General features: G+C 41.3%; 18 protein-coding genes. 5 read left to right on the top strand and 13 right to left on the bottom strand.

Annotation, left to right across the window (positions count from 1 at the left end):
* Positions 1-328: 328 nt before the first annotated feature.
* The 4 genes from DUT71_RS12895 to DUT71_RS12880 all read right to left on the bottom strand — a co-directional run bounded on the left by DUT71_RS12895 (position 329) and on the right by DUT71_RS12880 (position 5,637).
* Entirely contained in the window at positions 329-2,683 is a 2,355-nt protein-coding gene (locus tag DUT71_RS12895; RefSeq protein ID WP_113662961.1) for a phosphocholine-specific phospholipase C, read from the bottom strand.
* A gap of 132 nt (positions 2,684-2,815) precedes the next feature.
* Positions 2,816-3,685: an aldose 1-epimerase family protein gene (locus DUT71_RS12890; protein ID WP_113662960.1), complete on the bottom strand. Its 870-nt coding sequence runs from the start codon at positions 3,683-3,685 to the stop codon at positions 2,816-2,818.
* A 330-nt stretch (positions 3,686-4,015) separates the two neighbouring features.
* Positions 4,016-4,405, bottom strand: a complete 390-nt coding sequence (locus DUT71_RS12885) for an endonuclease domain-containing protein (RefSeq protein WP_113662959.1) — start codon at positions 4,403-4,405, stop codon at positions 4,016-4,018.
* Between the two features lie 248 nt (positions 4,406-4,653).
* Positions 4,654-5,637, bottom strand: a complete 984-nt coding sequence (locus tag DUT71_RS12880) for a 2-hydroxyacid dehydrogenase (RefSeq protein ID WP_113663076.1) — start codon at positions 5,635-5,637, stop codon at positions 4,654-4,656.
* Between the two features lie 144 nt (positions 5,638-5,781).
* On the opposite strand from DUT71_RS12880, the gene DUT71_RS12875 reads away from it, so the two are divergent.
* The 5 genes from DUT71_RS12875 (at position 5,782) to DUT71_RS12855 (ending at position 10,351) form a co-directional block, all read left to right on the top strand.
* Positions 5,782-6,588, top strand: a complete 807-nt coding sequence (locus tag DUT71_RS12875) for an alpha/beta hydrolase family esterase (RefSeq protein WP_113662958.1) — start codon at positions 5,782-5,784, stop codon at positions 6,586-6,588.
* Positions 6,589-6,627: 39 nt separating this feature from the next.
* A complete protein-coding gene (locus DUT71_RS12870) occupies positions 6,628-7,215 on the top strand; it encodes a Crp/Fnr family transcriptional regulator (RefSeq protein WP_113662957.1) in 588 nt (195 codons plus the stop codon).
* Between the two features lie 80 nt (positions 7,216-7,295).
* The gene (locus DUT71_RS12865; RefSeq protein ID WP_113662956.1) at positions 7,296-8,081 is read left to right on the top strand and encodes an alpha/beta hydrolase; all 786 of its coding nucleotides are present in this window, start codon (positions 7,296-7,298) and stop codon (positions 8,079-8,081) included.
* A 25-nt stretch (positions 8,082-8,106) separates the two neighbouring features.
* Positions 8,107-9,021, top strand: a complete 915-nt coding sequence (locus tag DUT71_RS12860; protein ID WP_113662955.1) for a TIGR01777 family oxidoreductase — start codon at positions 8,107-8,109, stop codon at positions 9,019-9,021.
* The gene (locus DUT71_RS12855; RefSeq protein WP_113662954.1) at positions 9,005-10,351 is read left to right on the top strand and encodes a cryptochrome/photolyase family protein; all 1,347 of its coding nucleotides are present in this window, start codon (positions 9,005-9,007) and stop codon (positions 10,349-10,351) included. The genes DUT71_RS12860 and DUT71_RS12855 overlap by 17 nt, the downstream gene beginning before the upstream one ends.
* A 19-nt stretch (positions 10,352-10,370) precedes the next feature.
* Here the strand turns inward: DUT71_RS12855 and DUT71_RS12850 are convergent, their stop codons facing one another.
* The 9 genes from DUT71_RS12850 to DUT71_RS12810 all read right to left on the bottom strand — a co-directional run bounded on the left by DUT71_RS12850 (position 10,371) and on the right by DUT71_RS12810 (position 20,845).
* Positions 10,371-11,297: an FKBP-type peptidyl-prolyl cis-trans isomerase gene (locus tag DUT71_RS12850; RefSeq protein ID WP_113662953.1), complete on the bottom strand. Its 927-nt coding sequence runs from the start codon at positions 11,295-11,297 to the stop codon at positions 10,371-10,373.
* Complete coding sequence (locus DUT71_RS12845; protein WP_113662952.1) at positions 11,287-11,754, bottom strand: FKBP-type peptidyl-prolyl cis-trans isomerase; 468 nt, start codon at positions 11,752-11,754, stop codon at positions 11,287-11,289. Before DUT71_RS12845 ends, DUT71_RS12850 begins: the two co-directional genes overlap by 11 nt.
* Before the next feature lie 509 nt (positions 11,755-12,263).
* Complete coding sequence (locus tag DUT71_RS12840) at positions 12,264-14,045, bottom strand: acyl-CoA dehydrogenase family protein (protein ID WP_113662951.1); 1,782 nt, start codon at positions 14,043-14,045, stop codon at positions 12,264-12,266.
* Between the two features lie 68 nt (positions 14,046-14,113).
* Positions 14,114-14,470 (bottom strand): four helix bundle protein, encoded by a 357-nt coding sequence (locus DUT71_RS12835; protein ID WP_113662950.1) that lies wholly within the window; start codon positions 14,468-14,470, stop codon positions 14,114-14,116.
* A 54-nt stretch (positions 14,471-14,524) separates the two neighbouring features.
* Positions 14,525-15,700 carry an acetyl-CoA C-acyltransferase gene (locus DUT71_RS12830; protein ID WP_113662949.1) on the bottom strand — a complete coding sequence of 392 codons (1,176 nt, stop codon included), beginning with the start codon at positions 15,698-15,700 and terminating at the stop codon, positions 14,525-14,527.
* A 63-nt stretch (positions 15,701-15,763) separates the two neighbouring features.
* Entirely contained in the window at positions 15,764-16,114 is a 351-nt protein-coding gene (locus tag DUT71_RS12825; protein WP_113662948.1) for a four helix bundle protein, read from the bottom strand.
* Positions 16,115-16,153: 39 nt separating this feature from the next.
* Positions 16,154-18,562, bottom strand: coding sequence for a 3-hydroxyacyl-CoA dehydrogenase/enoyl-CoA hydratase family protein (locus DUT71_RS12820; protein WP_205313931.1), 2,409 nt, complete (start codon positions 18,560-18,562; stop codon positions 16,154-16,156).
* Between the two features lie 2 nt (positions 18,563-18,564).
* Positions 18,565-19,002, bottom strand: coding sequence for a MarR family winged helix-turn-helix transcriptional regulator (locus DUT71_RS12815; RefSeq protein WP_113662946.1), 438 nt, complete (start codon positions 19,000-19,002; stop codon positions 18,565-18,567).
* Positions 19,003-19,120: 118 nt separating this feature from the next.
* Positions 19,121-20,845 carry a DUF885 family protein gene (locus DUT71_RS12810; RefSeq protein WP_113662945.1) on the bottom strand — a complete coding sequence of 575 codons (1,725 nt, stop codon included), beginning with the start codon at positions 20,843-20,845 and terminating at the stop codon, positions 19,121-19,123.
* Positions 20,846-20,847 lie beyond the last annotated feature (2 nt).

The following is a 20,847-nucleotide window of genomic DNA, read 5'->3' as shown; positions in this document are numbered from 1 at the left end:
GAGATGACGAAATGCCTATGCCCGCTTCCGATATAACCTTCCAAGCACTTTAGACCTGTGGTTGGTTTATCACCAACCATACCACTAACCATGGTATAAACATATCCAAAGATCTCTCCAAAAGGTCGAGATGACGAAATGCCTATTCCCGCTTCCGATATAATAGACCTGTTAGACCTGTGGTTGGTGTTATCACCAACCACAGCACTAACCATAGGATAAACATATCCAAAGATCTCTCCAAAAGGTCGAGATGACGAAATGCCTACTCTCACATCCAATATAAGTTTACTAACAAATGATGACGATCACGTCAACTATAACCCTCCTACACCACTCCGCCCATATAAGGATCAGTAATACTATCGGTGCCAGTTTCAATATGGCCAGCATAGTGCGTTTGGAAGTCATCATAACCCTTTACCCTCACCTTAAAATTATACCAGTGGTGATATTTCTTCAAATTGAGCGATACAATTTTTTTAGTACCCGCATCAACTTTTATGGTTTTGTTATTAGCCCTGTAAACATCATCAACAAGCAACACTTCCATGGCTTGGTTACTTTTGTTTTCCAAAAGCAGTTGCAAATTCCCTGAATATCTTTTTGAATTATCCTGCAACTCGGGCGTTGCGGCAAGCAACAAATCAGGATTAGTTTTACTCCCCATAAACCTCCGATAGAAACCATTTGGCCCATGTACCGACAAATCATATCTGCCTTGCGCAAAAGCATCTATTTCCCAATTATCCTCAATATGATCATTTGCTTTTACAGCAATGTACCAATTACGGCCTTGTTCGCCGCTGTAGCTATTTAACGCAGAAACATTAAAAGGTGCACCAACACTTCGTTCCTCTGTAACAAAATCAAGCACTATACTCGTTTTGGCTTCATTTAAACGGGCATCAACCCTTAAATGATAAGGCAAAGCACAGGCAGGTTTAGTTCCTCTTTCCTGTTTGGCCATCAAGGCCGATGCGCCATCTTCGAAAGCATGGTGTCTATTGATCTTTGCAATATCTTCTTCCTTAAGTGGAAAGGGAATACGTTGTTGTGGCTTGCTTTTCACTTTTTGGATATGGTCAATTACCTGATTGCGTTCCAACACGGTTGGGTATTTGAGCTTTTCGCCTTTGTAAGGCCTAAACACCGAAGTCAAATCTCCGCAAACGGCCCTGCGCCAGGTACTAATTTGCTCGCTTTTTAACTGCTTACCAGTTTTATGCTTGAGGAAATCCTCCAGAAACATTAAGGTACTGGTATGATCAAAAACTTGCGAATTTACATAGCCGCCCCTACTCCAGGGCGAGGCCACAATCATGGGTACACGATACCCTAAACCAATGGGACTACCCTCATTCGACTCATAATCTGAGGCGGTATCAATCCCATCAGACACCTTTCCTCGAGCCAAAGTATCAGGTTTTGGTGCTACAAATGGCGGCATGTGGTCATAATAGCCATCATTTTCGTCGTAATTAACAATAAAGATGGTTTTTTTCCAGATCTCGGGATTTTCCGTTAAAATATTGAGTGCTTCCGATACGTACCAAATGCCATATAACGGCGAGCTGGTATGCTCCGAAAATCGTTGCGGGGCTACCAGCCACGAAACTGTAGGTAGCTTTCCTTCCTTCACGTCTTTTCGAAACTGATAAAAAATATCGCCCTTGGGCACATTTAAGGTTTCTTTTTCGCCCAGTTCATTTTCATAAGCGTGGGGAGCTAAATCCAAATAATCATGGGCGTCGATATTGGTTGTAAACGCCCTATCAATTAAGTTTTTTTCCCTTTGCGACAAACGATTATACTTTTCAAGCACTTCTTCTGCCGAAAGATTTGGCGTTACCGTTTTATCGCCGTTTTTACGGAAATAAGCAGATAGTTTTACCTGGTGCCGCTTCACATATTCCAAGGCATTATCCCCATAGTTGCCTAACCAATCATCTATTTGCGAGGGCAGTTTGGCCGTCCAGATCTCATTTTGGTAAACCCGCCAATCAATCCCGTGATCTTCCAGCAGTTCAGGAAATGTAGGCCAGTCCACAAATCGGTTGGTATGCGATTCGGCTTGGGCATTGCTCACTACGGCCTTGGTTTCTTTATCGTTAGGGTTGGGGCGTACATTTCCGGTCCAAAAAAATAATCTGTTAGGAGTTGTTCCCGTTAACGACGAGCAAAAATGATGATCACAAATGGTGAAAGCATCTGCCATGGCATAATAAAAAGGCAAATCGTGCCTTTGATAATGAGCTAAGCACATGGCTGTTTTTGCGGGAATCCAACGGTCGTATTTCCCGTCATTTCTTGCCGCAATTTGGTCGGGCCATGAATGCGCCAAACCTCCCTGCCAAGTAATTTTGGTTTTATGGATATCGACATGAAAAGGCGTATAGGCATTGCCCTTGGCATCACGCTGTACCCAAACTTTATCCTTATTGGGCAAAATATGTGGATGCGGGTCATTAAAACCACGTACCCCCCGCATGGCTCCAAACATGTGGTCAAATGAACGGTTTTCCTGCATCAGAAAAACCACATGCTCGGCATCGTAAAAGGTACTGCCCAAATTAGGGTTAATGGCCAAGGCACGTTGAATGGCTTCTGGAAAAACGGTGGCCAATGCCGTGGCCCCCGACAATAGACTGGCCTGTTTTAGGAAATCTCTTCTGGTAGTCAAATCGATTTTTATGTCAAAGGTTAAGATTAAAGAACTGCTTAAAGTTAATCATTCCAGATAAATAATCTGCAAGCAATGAATAGGAGCCGGTTTCGTATTCGAGAACAGGATGGTTACTGCAAGTTGCGGAAGTTAAAAGCAGCATATTTCCCAGCTTCGTTGCCAAGTTTGCCCACCTTCCAACTTTTCCATCCCCTCTTTATCTTCCAATTGCTGGTTATGGTTAACCCCATCGGCTATGCCACACCAAGGTTCTAAGCATACAAAATCAGCATCTTTAGCTGCCCAAATCCCAAAATAAGGAAAGCCTTCAAAATGAAAATTTAGGCCCTTATAATTTTTGTTGTTTAGCAGTCGGATATGTTTGCTTTTCAGATTTTTAAAAACCAGTGCATCCTCATAAAAGAGCTCGTGCTTTAAAGGTAAAATCTTATCGTTCAGTTTTAAAGTGGTGGTTTCATCTAAAACTAGGTTATCTACAATGTGATAAAAGGTAAGCTCGTCATCATTATCAAATTGCAGATAGTAATCGGTATAAACCCCTTCATTATGCAAGGGCGCCGCAAAGGCGGGATGCCCACCTATAGAAAACAAAAGTGGTTGAATACTTGGATTTGAAACTTGGTAGGTGCATTGTAAGCTAGCCCCCTGAAGTCGGTACTTAAGGGTAAGTTCAAACTCAAAAGGATAGTTTTTTAAGGTTTCCTCGTTATGTCTTAGCTTAAAAGCAATTTCATTGGCATTTAATTTTTCATAAGAGAACTCCATGTCTCGGGCAAAACCATGCCTCGACAAATGATATTGTTTGCCTTGATAGAAATAGGTATTATCTTTAAACGCTCCTACAATTGGAAATAACACTGGACTAAACTTTCCCCAAAACTTTGCATCACCACTCCACATGTAGTTTACCTCACTATCGGTTCCCATGATACGTTGAAGTTCTGCGCCTTTGGTAGAAAAATCTATAGCCAAATGCTCATTCTTTATAGAAACAATCATGAAATAAAAATAAAGCTTTTCGGAATATCTTTTTGAAATTTTAACAAACGCTAACAAATTTCATAGACTGCTCATTCCCCGTCATTCCCGTTTACACGGGAATCCTATTACAATTCGCCTTACCAACTAATTTATATAACCGCCTCCATAATTCTGGGACAAATGCTTTCTTTATTTCTTCGAGTTAAAAAATCCTCCCCCTACCCCCTCGAAGAGGGGGATATAGCAACAAGATCAAGCATTAGCCATAGCAGAAACTTAAATAAGCTGTAGAAAAGCAAATATTAGCAGTGCCTATGTCTCCCTTTGGAGGGAGATTAAGAGGGAGGATTAGCTACGATAATTTTCGATATAAGCTACAATTGCCCTCTCAACATTCACGATATCATTCAAAACCTCTTCATCGTGAAACCTTAGAACTTCAAAACCTATCTGCTTCAGCTCCCGCTCTCTAATTACATCTTTTTTTGCTACTTCTTCCCACTGATGTGTCAATCCATCCACTTCTATGATCAGCATCAGCTCCTTACAAAAAAAATCAGCAATATAATTTAAGATTGGACGCTGTCGCTTAAATTGATAACCCATCATCTGTTTATTACTCAGCAAATATTTCCAGATACAAGCTTCAGCTTTTGTCATCTCCTTCCGATTTTCACGAGCAAAGTTTTTCAAATTGGCATTATAATGCCAGAGATTTTGTTTTCCAGCGGTTTTCATATTTGAATTTAATGAAAATTAACCGCCTTTCTCATATGTTGAGAGTTGGAAATATGAATAATTCCTCCCCCTGCCCCCTCCAGAGGGGGATATAGCGACAGCGCCAAGCATTAGCCATGGCAGAAACTTAGTAAACTTTAGAGAAACAAATAGTAGCAGTAACCGTGTCTGCGTTTGGAGAGGCTGTCCAACTCATCGGAGGAGATTAAGAGGGAGGATTCTAATTTCGAAACAGAAAAAGCTTTTAGCTAATCCTTTTGATACACCTCAGGATTAATCACCTGTGGCATTTGCTCTCCTTTTAGAGCTTTAACAATATTTTGTGCCGCCATCACCGCCATTTTTTCCCTCGTTTCTTCTGTAGCCGAGCCAATATGCGGCAGCACACAAACATTTTCCATATTTAACAACAGATTGTTTCTGTCCATAGGTTCAGGATTGGTCACATCTAAACCAGCGCCCCAAATGGTTTTGTTTTGTAATGCAGTAATCAAATCCTTTTCATTGTGGATAGCTCCACGTGCAGTATTGATAAAGATGGCGTTAGGCTTCATTTTTTCAAATGCTGTGAGGTTGAACATACCCTTAGTTTCTTCCGTTAAATTCACATGTACCGAAAGCACATCGCTTTGATTCAGCAGTTCCTCAAAGGACACATAAGTGGCATTGAGCAATTTTTCAGCCTCTTGATTTCTGCTTCTATTATGGTAAATCACCTGCATTCCATAGGCTGCTTTTGCTTTTTTGGCAAGCTCCAATCCTATCCTTCCTAAGCCCAATACGCCAAGGGTTTTGCCATAAAGCTCTTGCCCCAGGTTTTTCATCGGATCAAAAAATCCCCACTCACCACGCTCAATGGTTTTATGCATGTAAAAGGCTTTTCTGGCTACCGACAGCATTAACAAAAAAGCTACATCTGCGGTAGCTTCGCTCAATACATCGGGGGTATTGCTAATAGGCATACCGTGTTTAGTGGCTGCTTTTACGTCAACTTTATCGTAGCCCACGCTCATTAAGGCAATGCCTTTTAAATGTTTACACGAGCGGAGAAATTGCTCGTCGATTTTATTAGGACCTACGCTGAGTAAACCTGCATGACCCTCACACATTTTAATGAGTTCTGCGGGGGTTAAGTCCTTACTTTCCTTGTAAACATTAGTTTCGTAGCCTTCATTTCTAATCAATTCCAAAGCATTTTCGCTAATACAACGCGTAACTAAAACTTTCTCCATAACCCAAATAGTATCTTGTAAAACTAACGCTTTTAATTGGCTATTGTTTAGGAAAAAGCTGTTATTTGAAGTTATTTTGACGTTTTCAACCTCCAAAATTAAAATAACATTTAAACCTTATTCCAAAACGCTATTCTATCGGGTATGCAAGCAAAACACTATTTTAAGATCCAGTTGTTGGCGTTGTTCATGTTCACTTCGCTATTATCGGCAGCAGCTCAGGAAAGCAGTCCAAAAATAATGGAATGGACCATCAATGGCGAAATTAGAAAAGCAATGGTTTACATTCCTTCATCTGCCAAAAGCAAGCCAACTGCCGTTATTTTCGCTTTTCATGGTCATGGCGGAACCATGCTTAACATGTACAGAACAAGAGGCTTTGAGAAACTTTGGCCAGAAGCCATTTTCATTTGTCCGCAAGGATTAAACACTCCTGGAATGCTTACCGATCCGGAAGGCAAAAAAAGCGGCTGGGTAATGATCAGTGAAACCGATAAGAATAGGGATTTGCAGTTTTTTGATGCCATGCTTAAAACGCTCAAAGCCAACTATAAAGTTGACAACAATCGCATTTATGCCACGGGTCACTCCAACGGCGGTGGTTTTACTTATTTGCTATGGGCAACACGGGCTAATGAATTTGCCGCCTTTGCGCCAACCGCTACCGCAGCTGGAAAGTTAAGAGGCGACTTAACACCTAAACCTGCACTGCACTTAATGGGCGAAGCAGATCCTTTGGTAAAGCCGTTCATGCAAAAAGCAACCTACAATAAGGTGTTATCGATAAACGGTTGTAGTAAAGAAGGAGTAAAACTAGATAGCAATGCCACTTTATACGCTGGCAAAGATGGAAACGATGTCATCATTTTTTTGCATAGTGGTGGCCATGAATATCCCAGAAATGCCAATCAAACCATCATCAATTTTTTCAAGAAGTACGCAAAGAAATAAAACAAGCATCAAATTTATTCTATTTAGCTATATTTAGCTATGGAACAAATGGTTATGCTCAAACATGCTTTACTGGCATTTGCAGGAATAGATGAAGAAAACTTTGACCTTTCCCGTGAATACTGGCAACCACGGAATTATCAGAAAGGGGAGTTTTACAACGAATATAAAAACGTTTGCAAAAATTTGGGCTTTATCATCGATGGTATTTTCCGTACTTATTATGTAAATGAAGAAACTGGAGAAGAAAAGAATATCTTTTTCTTTTCTCCGCAGCAAATTATTGTTTCGTACAAAAGTTTCGTCAACCAAGCTCCTTGTAATTATCATACCGAATCCATGACTGCTGCAAGCGTGCTCTATATCAGTTATGCACAATTAGAAAAGCTCTACCAGCAATCACACCAATGGGAGCATTTTGGGAGGCTCATTGCGGAAAAGGCTTTTAACATGGCCATGACCAGAACCGAAGATTTCATTTTTAATACGCCCGAACAGCGCTATAAAGATTTAACCGAAGCCCATCCACAATTGGCCAATCACATCCCTTTATATCATATTGCTTCTTATCTGGGCATTCAAGGTCCCTCATTAAGTAGGATTAGAAAAAGAATGGTCAGTAAATAACGATTTTAACCTGGGTTAAAATTATTGACAGTTTTTGTGCGGAATTTTGACTTGTTCAATTTAAAACAAAACAAAAAACGATGAAAACGATCAACTCTAAAACCGTACTATTTGTAACAGGTAATTTTGTAAGCCACTTAGGATGGACTGCTTGGCAAAAATATTTCGAAGAACAAGGCTATACTACCCTTGCGCCAGCTTGGCCTTTTAAAGAAGGTACCGCAGCCGAACTTAGACAAAAACATCCAGATCAAAACATTGCCTCGCTAAGACTCAAACAAGTAGTGGATTATTTCGAAAACATCATTAAAACCTTACCTGAAAAACCAATTATTGTAGGCCACTCCATGGGAGGTTTAATTACCCAATTACTTGTTCAACGTGGCTTGGCAGAAGCCGCTGTGGCTATCCACTCTGTACCACCACAGGGGGTAATTACCACCAAATTTTCTTTCTTTAAAGCTACCTGGGGACCATTGGGGTTTTTCACTTCTCCCAACAAAACTTTCTTAATGTCTTTCCCACAATGGCAATATGCTTTCACCAATGGCATGTCTTTAGACGAACAACAAAAAGCTTATGATGAGAATGTCATTCCAGAATCGAAAAGAATTTCAAGAGACGGGCTAACTGGTGCTGCAAAAATTGATTTCAAAAAAGTCCATGCACCTTTACTTTTCATTGCGGGCTCAACAGACAATATTATGCCAGCTTCCTTAAACTACAGCAATTATAAGAAATATAGAAACGAGCAATCGATTACCGACTTTAAAGAATTTGAGGGCAATAATCATTTTGTGCTAGGACTTTCTAACTGGAAAAATACGGCAGATTATATCCTGAATTGGCTTGCCAACAAAAACTAATTCCCTAATTTAGGGTTTAGTTGATATGGCAAAAAACATTCTCATTGCAGGGGCCACAGGCTTAATAGGTCAGGAACTGGTTGCACAATTGCAAGCAAAAGGACATCAGGTAAGTATTTTAGCAAGGAAACCTACGCAGAAAGCAGGAATCAAAGTTTTTCTGTGGGATATTGATCAGCAACAAATCGACTACGATGCTTTTAATGGGGTAGATACCGTGATAAATTTAGCTGGAGAAGGCATAGCCGATAAACCCTGGAGCCTGCAACGCAAACAACAGATCATTGACAGCAGGGTAAAATCAACCGAGCTTCTTTTTAAGGCAATTAAAGAAACCAACACACCTGTTGAAAGTTTTATCTCTGCCTCGGGAGTGGGCTATTATGGAGATAGGGCCGATGAAGTTTTAGATGAGGAAAGCCTCCCCGGCAACGATTTTTTGGCCGAATGTTGCATTCTTTGGGAAAAAGCCGCTGATGAAGGTATAGCCTTAGGGATTCGAGTAGTGAAATTAAGAACGGGCATTGTGTTGAGTGCAAAAGGTGGCGCCCTTGCCACGATGGAAAAACCCGTGAAAAATTTTGTAGGTGCCCCTTTGGGAACAGGCCAACAATGGATGCCCTGGATACATATCGATGATCTGGTAAACATTTACGTTAAAGCCGTTGAAGATCCTTTGTTGTTTGATGCCTACAACGCTACAGCGCCTTCGCCCGTTACCAACACCACTTTCACCAAAGCACTAGCCAAAGCACTGCACCGGCCGGTTTGGCCTATAAATGTTCCCAGGTTTGCCTTAAAATTGATTTTGGGGGAGATGAGTATTCTGCCCCTGATCAGCAACAATACCTCTGCGCAAAAAATCTTGAATACTGGTTTTCAATTCAGATATTTGACCCTCGAAAATGCCCTGACCGCTATTTATGAGCAAAAAGAATAATGTACAGCCGATCAGTATTTGCTGGTTGAGAAGAGATTTAAGATTAGAAGACCACGCCGCCCTATACCACGCCCTAAAATCAGGTTATCCGGTACTGGCTGTATTCATCTTCGATCCCAATATTTTAGATCGTCTGGAGAATAAAAAGGATGCGAGGGTAGATTTTATCCACCAACAGCTAGTTAAGCTTAACCAACAGTTGACGGAAAAAGGGTCGCAGCTACTCGTAAAATTTCAAACACCGCAAAAAGCATGGGAAGAAATCATTGGCGATTTCGAGATCAAGGCGGTTTATACCAACCACGACTACGAACCCTATGCCCGAAAACGAGATCAGCAAATAGCCGATTTCCTAACGCAAAATGGCATCGCCTTTCACACTTATAAAGACCAGGTGGTTTTTGATAAAGGAGAGGTACAAAAAGCTGATGGCACGCCCTACACCGTTTTCACGCCCTATTATAAGCAATGGCGGCTCAAGCTCAATCCCTTTTATTTAAAGCCTTACCCTACTGCCAAATATTTTAAAAACTTATATCAAATTTCGGAGCCTTCGGAGAAAGAAAAATGCAGTTTACCTTCCTTAGAGGCTATTGGATTTTCTAGCAGTGGCGCCAAATTTCCACCGGTAAATTTCAAGGAAAAACTAGACGGCTATGAAAAATACAGAGATTATCCGGCCAAAAATGCCACCACAAAACTCGGTTTGCACTTACGTTTTGGCACAGTAAGTATCAGAGAAGTAGTTAGTGAAGCACTCTCTCAAAAGGCCGATAAGTGGGTATCTGAACTGGCTTGGCGGGAGTTTTACATGATGATTTTATGGCATTTTCCTAAAACCGTTAACAGCTCCTTTAAACCTGATTACGACAAGATCAATTGGCGCAACAACGAAAAGGAGTTTGAACTTTGGTGCAAAGGCCAAACGGGTTATCCTTTGGTAGATGCGGGCATGCGGGAACTAAACGCTACAGGCTTTATGCACAACCGCGTGCGCATGGTAGTGGCCAGCTTTTTATGTAAGCATTTGCTCATTGACTGGCGTTGGGGCGAAGCCTATTTTGCCGAAAAGCTTTTGGATTACGAACAGGCTAGCAATGTAGGGGGCTGGCAATGGGCTTGCGGTAGCGGTAACGATGCTGCACCCTACTTTAGGGTATTTAACCCCGAACTACAGCTTAAAAAGTTTGACCCTAAAATGGAGTATGTTTTTAAATGGGCTCCTGAGTACAAAAGTGCTTTACTACCAATTCCTATCGTTGAGCATGAGTTTGCCAGAAAAAGAGTATTGGAAGTTTATAAAAAGGCATTAAATGAAAAAGCCAGCTAGTTGCTGGCTTTAATATATTTTAGTCTTTGGTTACGCTTACAATTTCAATCTCAAAATCTAAAACTTTATTACTAGGAAAATCTCTTCCATAAGATGGCGATTTTGGGTCTGCTGTATTTCCATATCCTAAGTGAGAAGGAATGATCATCCTTATCTTTCCACCAGCAGAAAGCTTACCAGCAATTACTTCCCAACCTGTTACCAATTCCCTTAATCTAAGAGTCTCTGAACTCCTTTGATCAAAAATAGTTCCATCTAAAAACCTTCCGGTATAGTTACAGACAAAAGTAGTAGTTGAACTGATTAAATCTGCACCAGTACCAGGTGTAGAAATATTGTATTTAACGCCTGAAGGATCAGTATTAAATGTTAGGTTATTCTTGGTAATAAAAGTTTGTGTCTCGAAAGCATCAACTTGATGTCTTTTTTCAAAGCTATATAATCCCAACTCCACAACGATCATTTCATTGGAGCCAATTCCAAAATTGCTCAATCCATTTTTGCCAAAAGCCATTCTTGACGGCAGAAGAAGTACTGCCTTACCTCCACGTTTTAATTTTCCTAAAACTTCTCTAACTGGTTTAAATGAATAAATGGAGCCTCCAATAGCAAATCGATCTGTATAACCTAAAAGAGTGCCAGTGATTACTAAATCAGAAGTTTGATTGTAAACTGTGCCTGAAGTTGATTTAAAGGCATATGAATAATAAACTGAATCGGTATTGACTACAGCACTGCCCGTTCCTGGTTCTGTAATGCTATAGCTGTAGCCATCAACATCAGTAAAAGCTAAATTAGGATGGGCATCTTTATAGCTTTTAATATTTCTGTTGTCTAATTCCTCAGTAGTTTCATACTCTTTCTTACAAGAAGTAAAAACTGTTAGCACGGTAAAAAGTGCCAACAAATAAGTGCTGGTTTTATACATTAAGTTCTTATTGCGCATTGATTAAATCGATAGTAAAATCTAAAACAGTGTTTTTAGCGATAGGGCCCTGGGCGTTGTTACCGTAGGCCAACCCAGAAGGAATAATTAAACGAATACGGCCGCCTACCTTAATTAAAGGTACGCCAATGGTCCAACCTTGAATTACCTGGCTTAAATTTAACGGCACAATAGCTTCTGATTTTTCAAACTGTGTGCCATCAAGAAACTTACCTACATAATTAACCCCTACATTAGAAGATGCGGTTACGCTAGCTCCCGTTCCTGGTGTAATAATTTGATAATATAACCCTGAACTGTGTTTTGTTGCTTGGATATTGTTTTTGGCAATAAAATCAACAATTAAGGCATCGTCTTTTTTCGCCTGCTCTTCTGCATTATAATTGTCTTTACTACATGACCCTAAGACTGTTACAAGAGCAACCAAGGAGAATAAAAACCTTACCACTATCTTCATTCAGCAAAAATAAACTTTTATATCCGATGCTACAATTTTTAACCAAATTTAACAAATGAAAAGAGCCCGAAATACTCGAGCTCTCCAACTTATAAAGAAGATTAACTAAAAGCATCTAACCAAAATACTGGTCCTTCATAAAGCCAGGTCGAATTACCGGCACCCAACTCTGAATATCTATTGGTGTAAACATGTCCGCTCCAACCGGTAAGTTTGGCATACCTGAAGACTACAACGTTTCTACAAAGCATAGAATCCGTATCGCAAGGATTTGTAGGGAAAGGATCTGTAGATGTGTAACCAATTATTCCTTCCAAAACATCTCCACTAGCTGGTGTAGGGCCAGTAAAAAATGAGCCTTACTTGCATTGCTATAAGATCTATAAACCGGAAATTCCCGAAGCGCTATTTTAGTTTAGCTTCATATATCCAAGAAATGCGGTATTATTAAAAAAGGCTTAAGGATGGCGCTGCCATAACCTTAAGCCTTAACAACAAATCATATCACCTTAAAAAATATATTTATTCGCTTCAATAATTTGAACGGCTACATTTTGACGGGCCTGTTTTACATTAAACGGCTCCATTTTGGTAAATCGTCTCAATCCTACCAACATCATACGAAGTTCATCGCCTTCACCAAATGCCCAAAGTGCTTCTTTACCTGCTTTGGCTACGCCGTCAACCGCTTCTACAAAGTAAATGCGCATCATGTCTAACTGAGCTTTGCAAGCTTCCTCACCTTTCATACTCACTAATTTCTCTGTACGCAACATGGCCGATTCTGCCACGTACACGTAGCTGGCCATGTCAGCAATGTTCATTAAAATTTCCTGCTCTTTGCTCAGGCTCATCATGAGTTTCTGTACCGCAGCGCCTGCTACCATCAAAGTAGCTTTTTTGAGGTTTTGCAATACTTTCTTCTCGGCAGCAAACAGCGTATTGTCTTCTTCTCCAAAATCAGGGATCGACATCAGCTCTGCTGCTACAGCCGTTGCCGGGGTCATCAGATCCAGTTCGCCTTTCATGGCACGTTTCAGCATCATGTCAACGGTCAGCAAGCGGTTAATCTCGTTGGTTCCTTCAAAAATACGGTTGATCCGTGCATCGCGATAAGCCCTGTCCATTGGCGCATCCGCACTAAAACCCATCCCACCGTAAATCTGTACGCCTTCATCCACCACGTAATCCAATGCCTCAGAGCCCCAAACTTTTAAAATGGCACACTCCACGGCAAACTGTTCTACCGATTTCAATTTGGCTTTTGCGGGCTCCATTCCTTCGGCCACTAAGGCGTCGTAAGTATCGTCAATGTTCTGGCCGGCACGGTAATTTGCGGCATCTACGGCATATACCTTGGCTGCCATTTCGGCTATTTTGTAGCGTATTGCGCCATATTTTGAAATAGATCTTCCAAATTGCTGACGCTCGTTTGCATAGTTTACTGCGGTGCTAATGGTAGCTTTTGAGGCACCAATAGCTGCAGCCGAAAGTTTAATACGACCAATGTTCAGGATATTAACGGCAATCTTAAACCCATTTTGACGGTCGCTCAGCATATTTTCTACTGGTACTGGACAGTCGTTAAAAAAGATTTGACGGGTAGATGAGCCTTTGATTCCCATTTTATGTTCTTCGGGATTCATGGTAATGCCACCGAAATCACGCTCCACAATAAAAGCAGTTAGGTTTTCATCGTCGTCAATCTTGGCAAAAACGATAAAGATATCTGCAAATCCCCCATTAGTGATCCACATTTTTTGGCCATTAATGATGTAGTGCTTGCCATCGTCGCTCAATTTGGCTTTGGTTTTTCCGGAGTTGGCATCAGAACCTGAGTTGGGCTCGGTTAAACAGTAAGCCGCTTTCCACTCGCCAGTACCTAGCTTTGGAATATATTTCGCTTTTTGTGCTTCATTACCATAATAAAGGATTGGTAAAGTACCAATACCGGTATGTGCCGACAATGCTACCGCGAACGAATGTCCTGCACCTACCACATCTGCCACCAACATGGAGGTATTGAAGTTCTTTCCGAAGCCGCCATATTCCTCTGGCACTGAAACCCCCAAAATACCCAGCTCGCCGGCTTTGGTTAATAACGTTGGCATCAGTTCTGGATCTTCATGACTGTCCAATTTCTCTAGGTTAGGATAAACCTCCGCTGCCAAGAAATCGCGACAGGTTTGCGCAATCATTTGCTGTTCTTCATCAAATTCTTCTGGTATAAATACATCGTGGTAAGATGTTTCCTTGATTAGGAATTCTCCGCCTTTAATTGTTTTGCTCATGGTTTTTAGTATCTAGTAGCGAGTATCAGGAATCAAGACTGGTTGTTGAATCTTGATATTCGCTAAGTTTAATTTTTAATCAATTTTCGCTCTAAAGCATATATCATTTTTTGAATTTCGGTTGTTTGATCAATTAGATGTTTAGCTACGACATCATTAATCAAACCTAATTTATTTGAAATTATTAACTGTGTTTCAAGTTCAAACGCCGAACCTTGACTAATATTTAAGAAGTGTTTAAATTGTAAATCCGTATTTCTTCCAGCACCTTCTGCAATATTTGATGATATCGAAACAGTACATCTTTTGATTTGAGAGATGAGACCATATTTTTCATCAATCGGCAGCAAAGACATCGCCTGATAAACATCTACTGCTAAATCAATTGCCTTTTGCCAAACTTTCAAATCCTTAAAATTATGCATGCCTACCGTTTCGTCAACTGTTCAATCTTGCTACTCGATACTCACATCTTGCTACTAAAAAATCTCAAATATTCCCGCAGCGCCTTGCCCCGTTCCTACGCACATGGTAACCATGCCGTATTTCTGGTTTTGGCGCTTGGCTTCGTTAAAAAGCTGCACCGATAATTTGGCCCCTGTACAACCCAACGGGTGACCTAGGGCAATTGCCCCACCATTTACATTAATTTTGCTTTGGTCTAGGCCTAATGCCCTGATGATGGACAATGACTGCGAAGCAAAGGCCTCGTTCAGTTCTATCAGCCCAATTTCATCCTGTTTCATATTGGCCATTTTTAAAGCCTTAGGGATGGCTTCAATTGGACCAATCCCCATAATACGTGGCGGTACCCCTGCTACACCGTAACTTACCAAACGGGCAATCGGCTCAGCACCCAGTGCTTTCATTTTCTTTTCCGACACTACCAGCACAAAGGCTGCGCCATCTGAAGTTTGTGAGGAGTTCCCTGCGGTAATACAGCCATCAGCGGCAAAAACAGGTTTTAGCTTGGCCAAACGATCTAAAGTTGTATCAGCACGAGGGCCTTCATCTGTATCTACTATGTAAGATTTGGTTTTCTTTTTCAGTTGATCGTCCAAGTAAGTTTCGTTTACCGTAATTGGTGCTACACCTGCTTTTAGGTGACCATTTTTGATGGCTTCAACGGCTTTCATGTGCGAGCGGTAAGCAAACTCGTCTTGATCTTCCCTGCTCACATTGTATTCTTTGGCGACGGCTTCGGCGGTTAATCCCATGCCCCAGTACCAGTCTGGGTTGTTTTTGGCCACATCTGGGTTGGGCACCAGTTTCCAACCGCCAAAAGGCATTCCCGACATCACCTCTACGCCACCTGCCACAATGCAATCGGCCATGCCTGCTTTAATTTTAGCTACCGCAGTGGCAATGGTTTCTAAGCCTGATGCACAATACCTATTGACGGTTACTCCGGGCACTTTATCCGTATCCAAGCCCATTAAACTGATCATGCGCCCGATATTCAGGCCCTGTTCTGCTTCGGGAGTGGCATTGCCCACAATGACATCGTCAATTTCTTCTTTTACCAGATTAGGTACCGATGCTACCAACTGTCTGATCACATCCGCGGCTAAATCATCGGCTCTGGTAAAGCGAAATACCCCTCTTGGAGCCTTGCCAACGGCTGTTCTAAGTCCTGCTATTATGTATGCTTCCATTTTTATTTTGGATTAAAGATTAAGGAGCAAGGAATAAAGACCAAGTACCTTAACCAATAAGTTTTATTTTAATGTCTTTTTAAAAGCCGATATTTTCTTTTGCAGTTGAATAATGCTTTCTATTATCGGGTCCATTTCATTTCTATTAATAATTTCTAGTTCAATTGCGAGCAAAAGTTGAGTTTCCAATTCAAATAAAGAACCTAAAGCAATGGATAAGAAATGTGCAAATTCCTTATCAGATGATCTTGATGAACCTTCAGCAATGTTTGAAGGAACAGAAACTGCACATCTGGAGATTTGTGATATCAGACCAAATTTTTCTGAAGATGGAAACTTAGCCAAAAGCAGGTAAATCTGTTTGGTCATTCCCATTCCTTCTTTCCAAATTTGCAGTTGCCTAAAGTGGTGCATAAAAATCTTTGCTCTTTGTTCCTTGCTCTTTACTCCAACCTAATTCCTCAACGGTTTCCCCTTGGTTACAATACTTTGTATACGCTCCAGTGTTTTACGTTCTCCGCAAAGCGATAAAAAGGCCTCGCGTTCCAGATCTAACAGGTATTGCTCGGTTACTTCCGTTGGAGATGATAGATCGCCGCCACACATTACATAACCCAATTTTTCAGAGATTTTTTTATCGTGCTCCGAAATATAGTGGCCCGAATACATGCTATTCGCTCCTGCGTAAACAATGCCCAGGCCCTGTTTGCCCAGCACCTTAATGTTTTTACGCTGTACAGGTTTGGTATAACCCGCATCGGCCAGTTCAATAGCTTTAGCTTTGGCATCGGCAATTAAGCGGCTTCGGTTCATACTAATGGCGTATTTATCTTTCTGCAAATAACCCAACTCAAAAGCCTCCACAGCAGAGGTCGACACTTTGGCCATACCAATGGTTAAGAAGCGGTTTTTCAAGGTATTTTGTACAATTTGATCATCGCTGAACTCATCAGATGCCCTCAAGGCAAACTCTTTGGTTCCGCCACCACCAGGGATTACGCCTACACCAAACTCCACCAGTCCCATATAGGTTTCGGCACTCAACTGTACGTGGTCGGCATGCAAGCTAAACTCGCAGCCGCCACCCAAGGTAAGGTTATGAGAGGCCACCACTACCGGAATAGAAGAATATCGAATACGCATTGAGGTATTTTGAAACAAGCGTATGGCCATGTTCAGTTCTTCCCATTCCTGCTCCACGGCCATCATAAAGATCATACCCACGTTGGCCCCGGCAGAGAAATTGGCACCATCGTTACCAATCACCACACCGCGATAATCTTTTTCGGCCATGTCAATGGCTTTATTGATGGCACTTAAGGTATCGCCACCAATGGTATTCATTTTCGAGTGGAACTCTACATTTAAAATACCATCACCCAGATCAATGATAGAGGCACCTGCATTTTTATAAAGCACCTTATTGTTGGCCTTCAGGTTTTCGAGGATAATGAAATCTGATGTTCCGGGAATAGCTTTATAGCTTTTTGAAGGAATGTCATAGTATTTCTTTACGCCATCTTCTACTTTATAGAATGAGGTATTACCCGCAGCCAACATTTCACTTACCCAAGCCGCTGGTTCGTTACCATATTTCTTCATGCCCTCAATCGCTTCGGCCACGCCTACCGCATCCCAAACTTCAAAAGGGCCTAGCTCCCATCCAAAGCCAGCACGCATGGCATCATCTATTTTATATAGCTCATCGGCAATTTCAGGAATACGATCCGAAACATATTCGAACAAGCCAAAGAACGAGGTGCGGAACAGTTCGCCCGCTTTATCTTTCCCGGCCGCAAAAACCTTCATCCTATCCGCTACCTTGTCAATGTTTTTGGTCATTTCTAACGTAGCCGATTTTACTTTTTGCTGTGGTTTATATTCTAGCGTTTTAAGGTCAAGCGCCAAAATTTCGCTTTTACCATCTGCATTTTTGATCTTTTTATAGAAACCTTGCTTCGTCTTATCGCCCAACCAATTATTCTCAGACATTTTTTCAACGTAGGCAGGCAGCTTAAATAGGTCGTGAGCTTTGTCGTTCGGCACGTTGTCGTACAAGCCTTTGGCCACTTTGATCATGGTATCCAAGCCTACTACATCCGAGGTACGGAAAGTGGCCGATTTTGGCCTGCCCAGGGCCGGGCCCGTAAATTTATCTACTTCCTCTACCGTAAGATCTAACTTTTCTACAGAATGAAGCAGGGCCATGATCGAATATACACCTACCCGGTTAGCGATAAACGCAGGAGTATCTTTACACAACACCGTAGTTTTACCCAAAAACTTATCGCCATAGTGCATCAGGAAATCTACAATTTCTGGTTTGGTATACGGCGTTGGGATAATTTCGAGCAATCTTAAGTAGCGCGGCGGATTAAAAAAGTGCGTACCGCAGAAATTGGCCTTAAAATCATCGCTTCTTCCCTCGGCCATCAAATGGATTGGGATACCCGAAGTATTTGAGGTGATTAAAGTTCCTGGTTTACGAAATTGCTCTACTTGTTCAAATACTTTCTTCTTGATGTCCAAGTTTTCTACCACCACCTCTATAATCCAATCGTAATTGGCAATCTTAGACATATCGTCATCGAAATTACCCGTACTAATTTTTTGAAGTACGCTTTGGGAATAAATTGGCGAAGGATTGCTTTTCACCGCGGTTTGCAGCGCTGCATTCACGATTCTGTTTTTAACTACCTTATGATCCAAAGCCAAACCCTTAGCCTGCTCTTCGGTTGTCAGTTCTTTCGGTGCAATATCCAACAATAAAACTTCTACGCCAATATTAGCAAAATGACAGGCAATACGTGATCCCATAATGCCCGATCCTAAAACCGCTACTTTCGTTATTTTTCTGTTCATTATTATTTTTTTGCTGGCGGATAAGCCAAGGTTAACTGGTTAATTTTTTCTAGCGTGCTGATCAGTTGTTCTTTTTCCCTTACGCTGAGTCTTTCGTTAAGGTATTCGTTAAATGAAACCACCACATCTCGGGCCAGCTTTCGCTTTTCGATTCCAAAGGGCGTTAAAAAAATCTTGACAGACCGCTTATCACCTTCTGAAGTTTCTCTATAAATCAACCCCGATTCTTCCATATTGTTTAACATCCGCGATAAACTTGTGGCCTTAACGCCAAGCAAATTTGCCAATGCCGACACCGCAGTACCTTCAGCGTCTATATTGATCAGTACATAGCCTATAGCTTGGGTAATCCCAAACCCTGACGCTATTTGGTTATAGGTGTTTGAAACGTTTTGCCAAACTACCTTCAAAAAATAATCTACGGTTTCCTTCTGCTTCATTAATTTATTATGCTTGCATAACAAATTTAGTGAATTGATTTTTACCAAACAAGCAGAATATCAATTTTTATTTTTGGTTTGGCTTATAGCTTAGTTTACTTCTAATATGCCCAGATATTTATTTTATCTCGCCAGCGAACTTCCACTTTGTGCTAAAATTTTCGGTTAATACTTGTTGAGTTAACAGCGCCCTCAACAGTTCTACCGGCATACAGTTTTCTTTCAGGATCCGATCGTGAAAAGCGATATTATTCATTTTTCCAGTTTGCACCAACTCTTTTTGCAGTGCTTTAAACTGTAAGCCGCCAATCATATATCCAATTTGATATAAAGGGCCATAATTACCTGTAAAAGATCTTCTCACTTCCGCTTCGGCATTGGCCTTTTCAAAACCTACACGCTCCACCAGGAAGTCGATGCATTGTTTGGGTGTCCACTCCCCCAGGTGATATTTTGTAGAAAAAATGATACGGGCACAACGGTGCATACGCCAAAACAGCATCCCAATTTTATCTTCGGGCGTTTTTGCAAAGTTGTTGTCCCAAAGCTGCATTTCCCAATAGAGGGACCAACCTTCGGTCCAGAATGGTGTACCAAATGCCCTGCGGTAAGGTTTGTATCTGCTTTGCATGTAATATTGTAAATTATGCCCTGGGATTAGTTCATGAAACACCACGGCTCTTGAAAAATGCCGGTTATTCCCTCTTAAGGTCATCATTTTTGCTTCTTCGGCCATATCCTCCGTGGGATAGGCAATCAGCACCGATTCGCCCCCTAAAAAGAATGGTGCAAAGCGTTGTTCTTCGGGCGTTAGCATACGCATGCGCCAGCCTTCTTTGGCCATAGCCGGAATGGCAATTAACTTATTTTGCTCTACAAAGTTGATTGCTTCATTGGCCAGCTCAAAAACCAACTCAGGCTGCTTACCTAGTGGCGGATAAGCAGTTTTGACCTTTTCGAGTGCCGCTTTCCAATCGTTACCAAAACCCATTTCACGGGTAGCTTTGGCCATTTCTGCATCGCACCAGGCAAATTCCCTTTGGGCTATAGCCGTAAGTTCTTCCGGGGTGTAAGGGATCATTTCGTTTTTCAAACCATCTAGTAAAGCCAATCGCCCGATGGGCTCGCCTACGATACCTGTCCCATCATCCAAAGCGGTGTTTTGCTTAGCGATTTTTTCTAAATCAGCTGCATAATTTTTAAGTGCCGTAATTACTCCAGGGTATAGATTTTTAGTCGCCTTGGTAAACTGCGGATCGTAACCATCGTAAAACTTGTAGGCTTCGGTAAATGCCGCAGTATACTGGCCTACGGTTTGTTGTGCCCAATTTGCTTGCTTCCAGTTTACCGAAAGTTCTTTTTTATCAACAGCCATCCTGGTTGCCTCAATTTGAGTTTTCAACTCCTCAAAAGCTGCGCTAGCCTGATCGCCGGGCTGTTGCTTGCCTATTCTTCTTTTTTGTTCAAAATCTATAATGATTGCTGCAAAGGGCAATAAATAGCTATTGCTTTTAAATTCTTGATGTGCTATTTTCAAACTTTTGGCATTTGCGCTGATATTTCTTTTCAATAAGATATAGTCGATCTTTTCATTTTGAGACAGCTTCTGAAATGCGATATTTTTCAACTGAGAAAGCCAATCTTTATAGAATTTCTCCATGCGTAAAAAATATTCATCAGTCCTCTTTAGCACATACTTTCTATTGAGCATGTTTTCATCAGATTGAAATTGATTTACGTAAGGCTGCAAGGAGCTGGCTTCATTAGCCAAAGAAACAGCTGTATTTTGTGCGTTAACTACAAAAAATACGTTCAGGATGGCAAAAAGGAGAACTTTTCTCATAA

The sequence above is a fragment of the Pedobacter nanyangensis genome (assembly GCF_003313505.1).
Lineage (GTDB): Bacteria > Bacteroidota > Bacteroidia > Sphingobacteriales > Sphingobacteriaceae > Pedobacter > Pedobacter nanyangensis.
Note: the sequence above shows the minus strand (reverse complement) of the source record. Positions and strands in the feature narration are given on the sequence as shown.

Excerpts from the sequence above, each read along its gene's own strand:
- DUT71_RS12880 (WP_113663076.1), bottom strand. The coding sequence starts at position 5,637 with ATGGAGAAAGTTTTAGTTACGCGTTGTATTAGCGAAAATGCTTTGGAA.
- DUT71_RS12860 (WP_113662955.1), top strand. The coding sequence starts at position 8,107 with ATGGCAAAAAACATTCTCATTGCAGGGGCCACAGGCTTAATAGGTCAG.
- DUT71_RS12830 (WP_113662949.1), bottom strand. The coding sequence starts at position 15,700 with ATGGAAGCATACATAATAGCAGGACTTAGAACAGCCGTTGGCAAGGCT.
- DUT71_RS12865 (WP_113662956.1), top strand. The coding sequence starts at position 7,296 with ATGAAAACGATCAACTCTAAAACCGTACTATTTGTAACAGGTAATTTT.
- DUT71_RS12850 (WP_113662953.1), bottom strand. The coding sequence starts at position 11,297 with ATGCGCAATAAGAACTTAATGTATAAAACCAGCACTTATTTGTTGGCA.
- DUT71_RS12810 (WP_113662945.1), bottom strand. The coding sequence starts at position 20,845 with ATGAGAAAAGTTCTCCTTTTTGCCATCCTGAACGTATTTTTTGTAGTT.
- DUT71_RS12840 (WP_113662951.1), bottom strand. The coding sequence starts at position 14,045 with ATGAGCAAAACAATTAAAGGCGGAGAATTCCTAATCAAGGAAACATCT.
- DUT71_RS12885 (WP_113662959.1), bottom strand. The coding sequence starts at position 4,405 with ATGAAAACCGCTGGAAAACAAAATCTCTGGCATTATAATGCCAATTTG.
- DUT71_RS12855 (WP_113662954.1), top strand. The coding sequence starts at position 9,005 with ATGAGCAAAAAGAATAATGTACAGCCGATCAGTATTTGCTGGTTGAGA.
- DUT71_RS12845 (WP_113662952.1), bottom strand. The coding sequence starts at position 11,754 with ATGAAGATAGTGGTAAGGTTTTTATTCTCCTTGGTTGCTCTTGTAACA.
- DUT71_RS12825 (WP_113662948.1), bottom strand. The coding sequence starts at position 16,114 with ATGCACCACTTTAGGCAACTGCAAATTTGGAAAGAAGGAATGGGAATG.
- DUT71_RS12835 (WP_113662950.1), bottom strand. The coding sequence starts at position 14,470 with ATGCATAATTTTAAGGATTTGAAAGTTTGGCAAAAGGCAATTGATTTA.
- DUT71_RS12890 (WP_113662960.1), bottom strand. The coding sequence starts at position 3,685 with ATGATTGTTTCTATAAAGAATGAGCATTTGGCTATAGATTTTTCTACC.
- DUT71_RS12820 (WP_205313931.1), bottom strand. The coding sequence starts at position 18,562 with ATGAACAGAAAAATAACGAAAGTAGCGGTTTTAGGATCGGGCATTATG.
- DUT71_RS12875 (WP_113662958.1), top strand. The coding sequence starts at position 5,782 with ATGCAAGCAAAACACTATTTTAAGATCCAGTTGTTGGCGTTGTTCATG.
- DUT71_RS12815 (WP_113662946.1), bottom strand. The coding sequence starts at position 19,002 with ATGAAGCAGAAGGAAACCGTAGATTATTTTTTGAAGGTAGTTTGGCAA.
- DUT71_RS12870 (WP_113662957.1), top strand. The coding sequence starts at position 6,628 with ATGGAACAAATGGTTATGCTCAAACATGCTTTACTGGCATTTGCAGGA.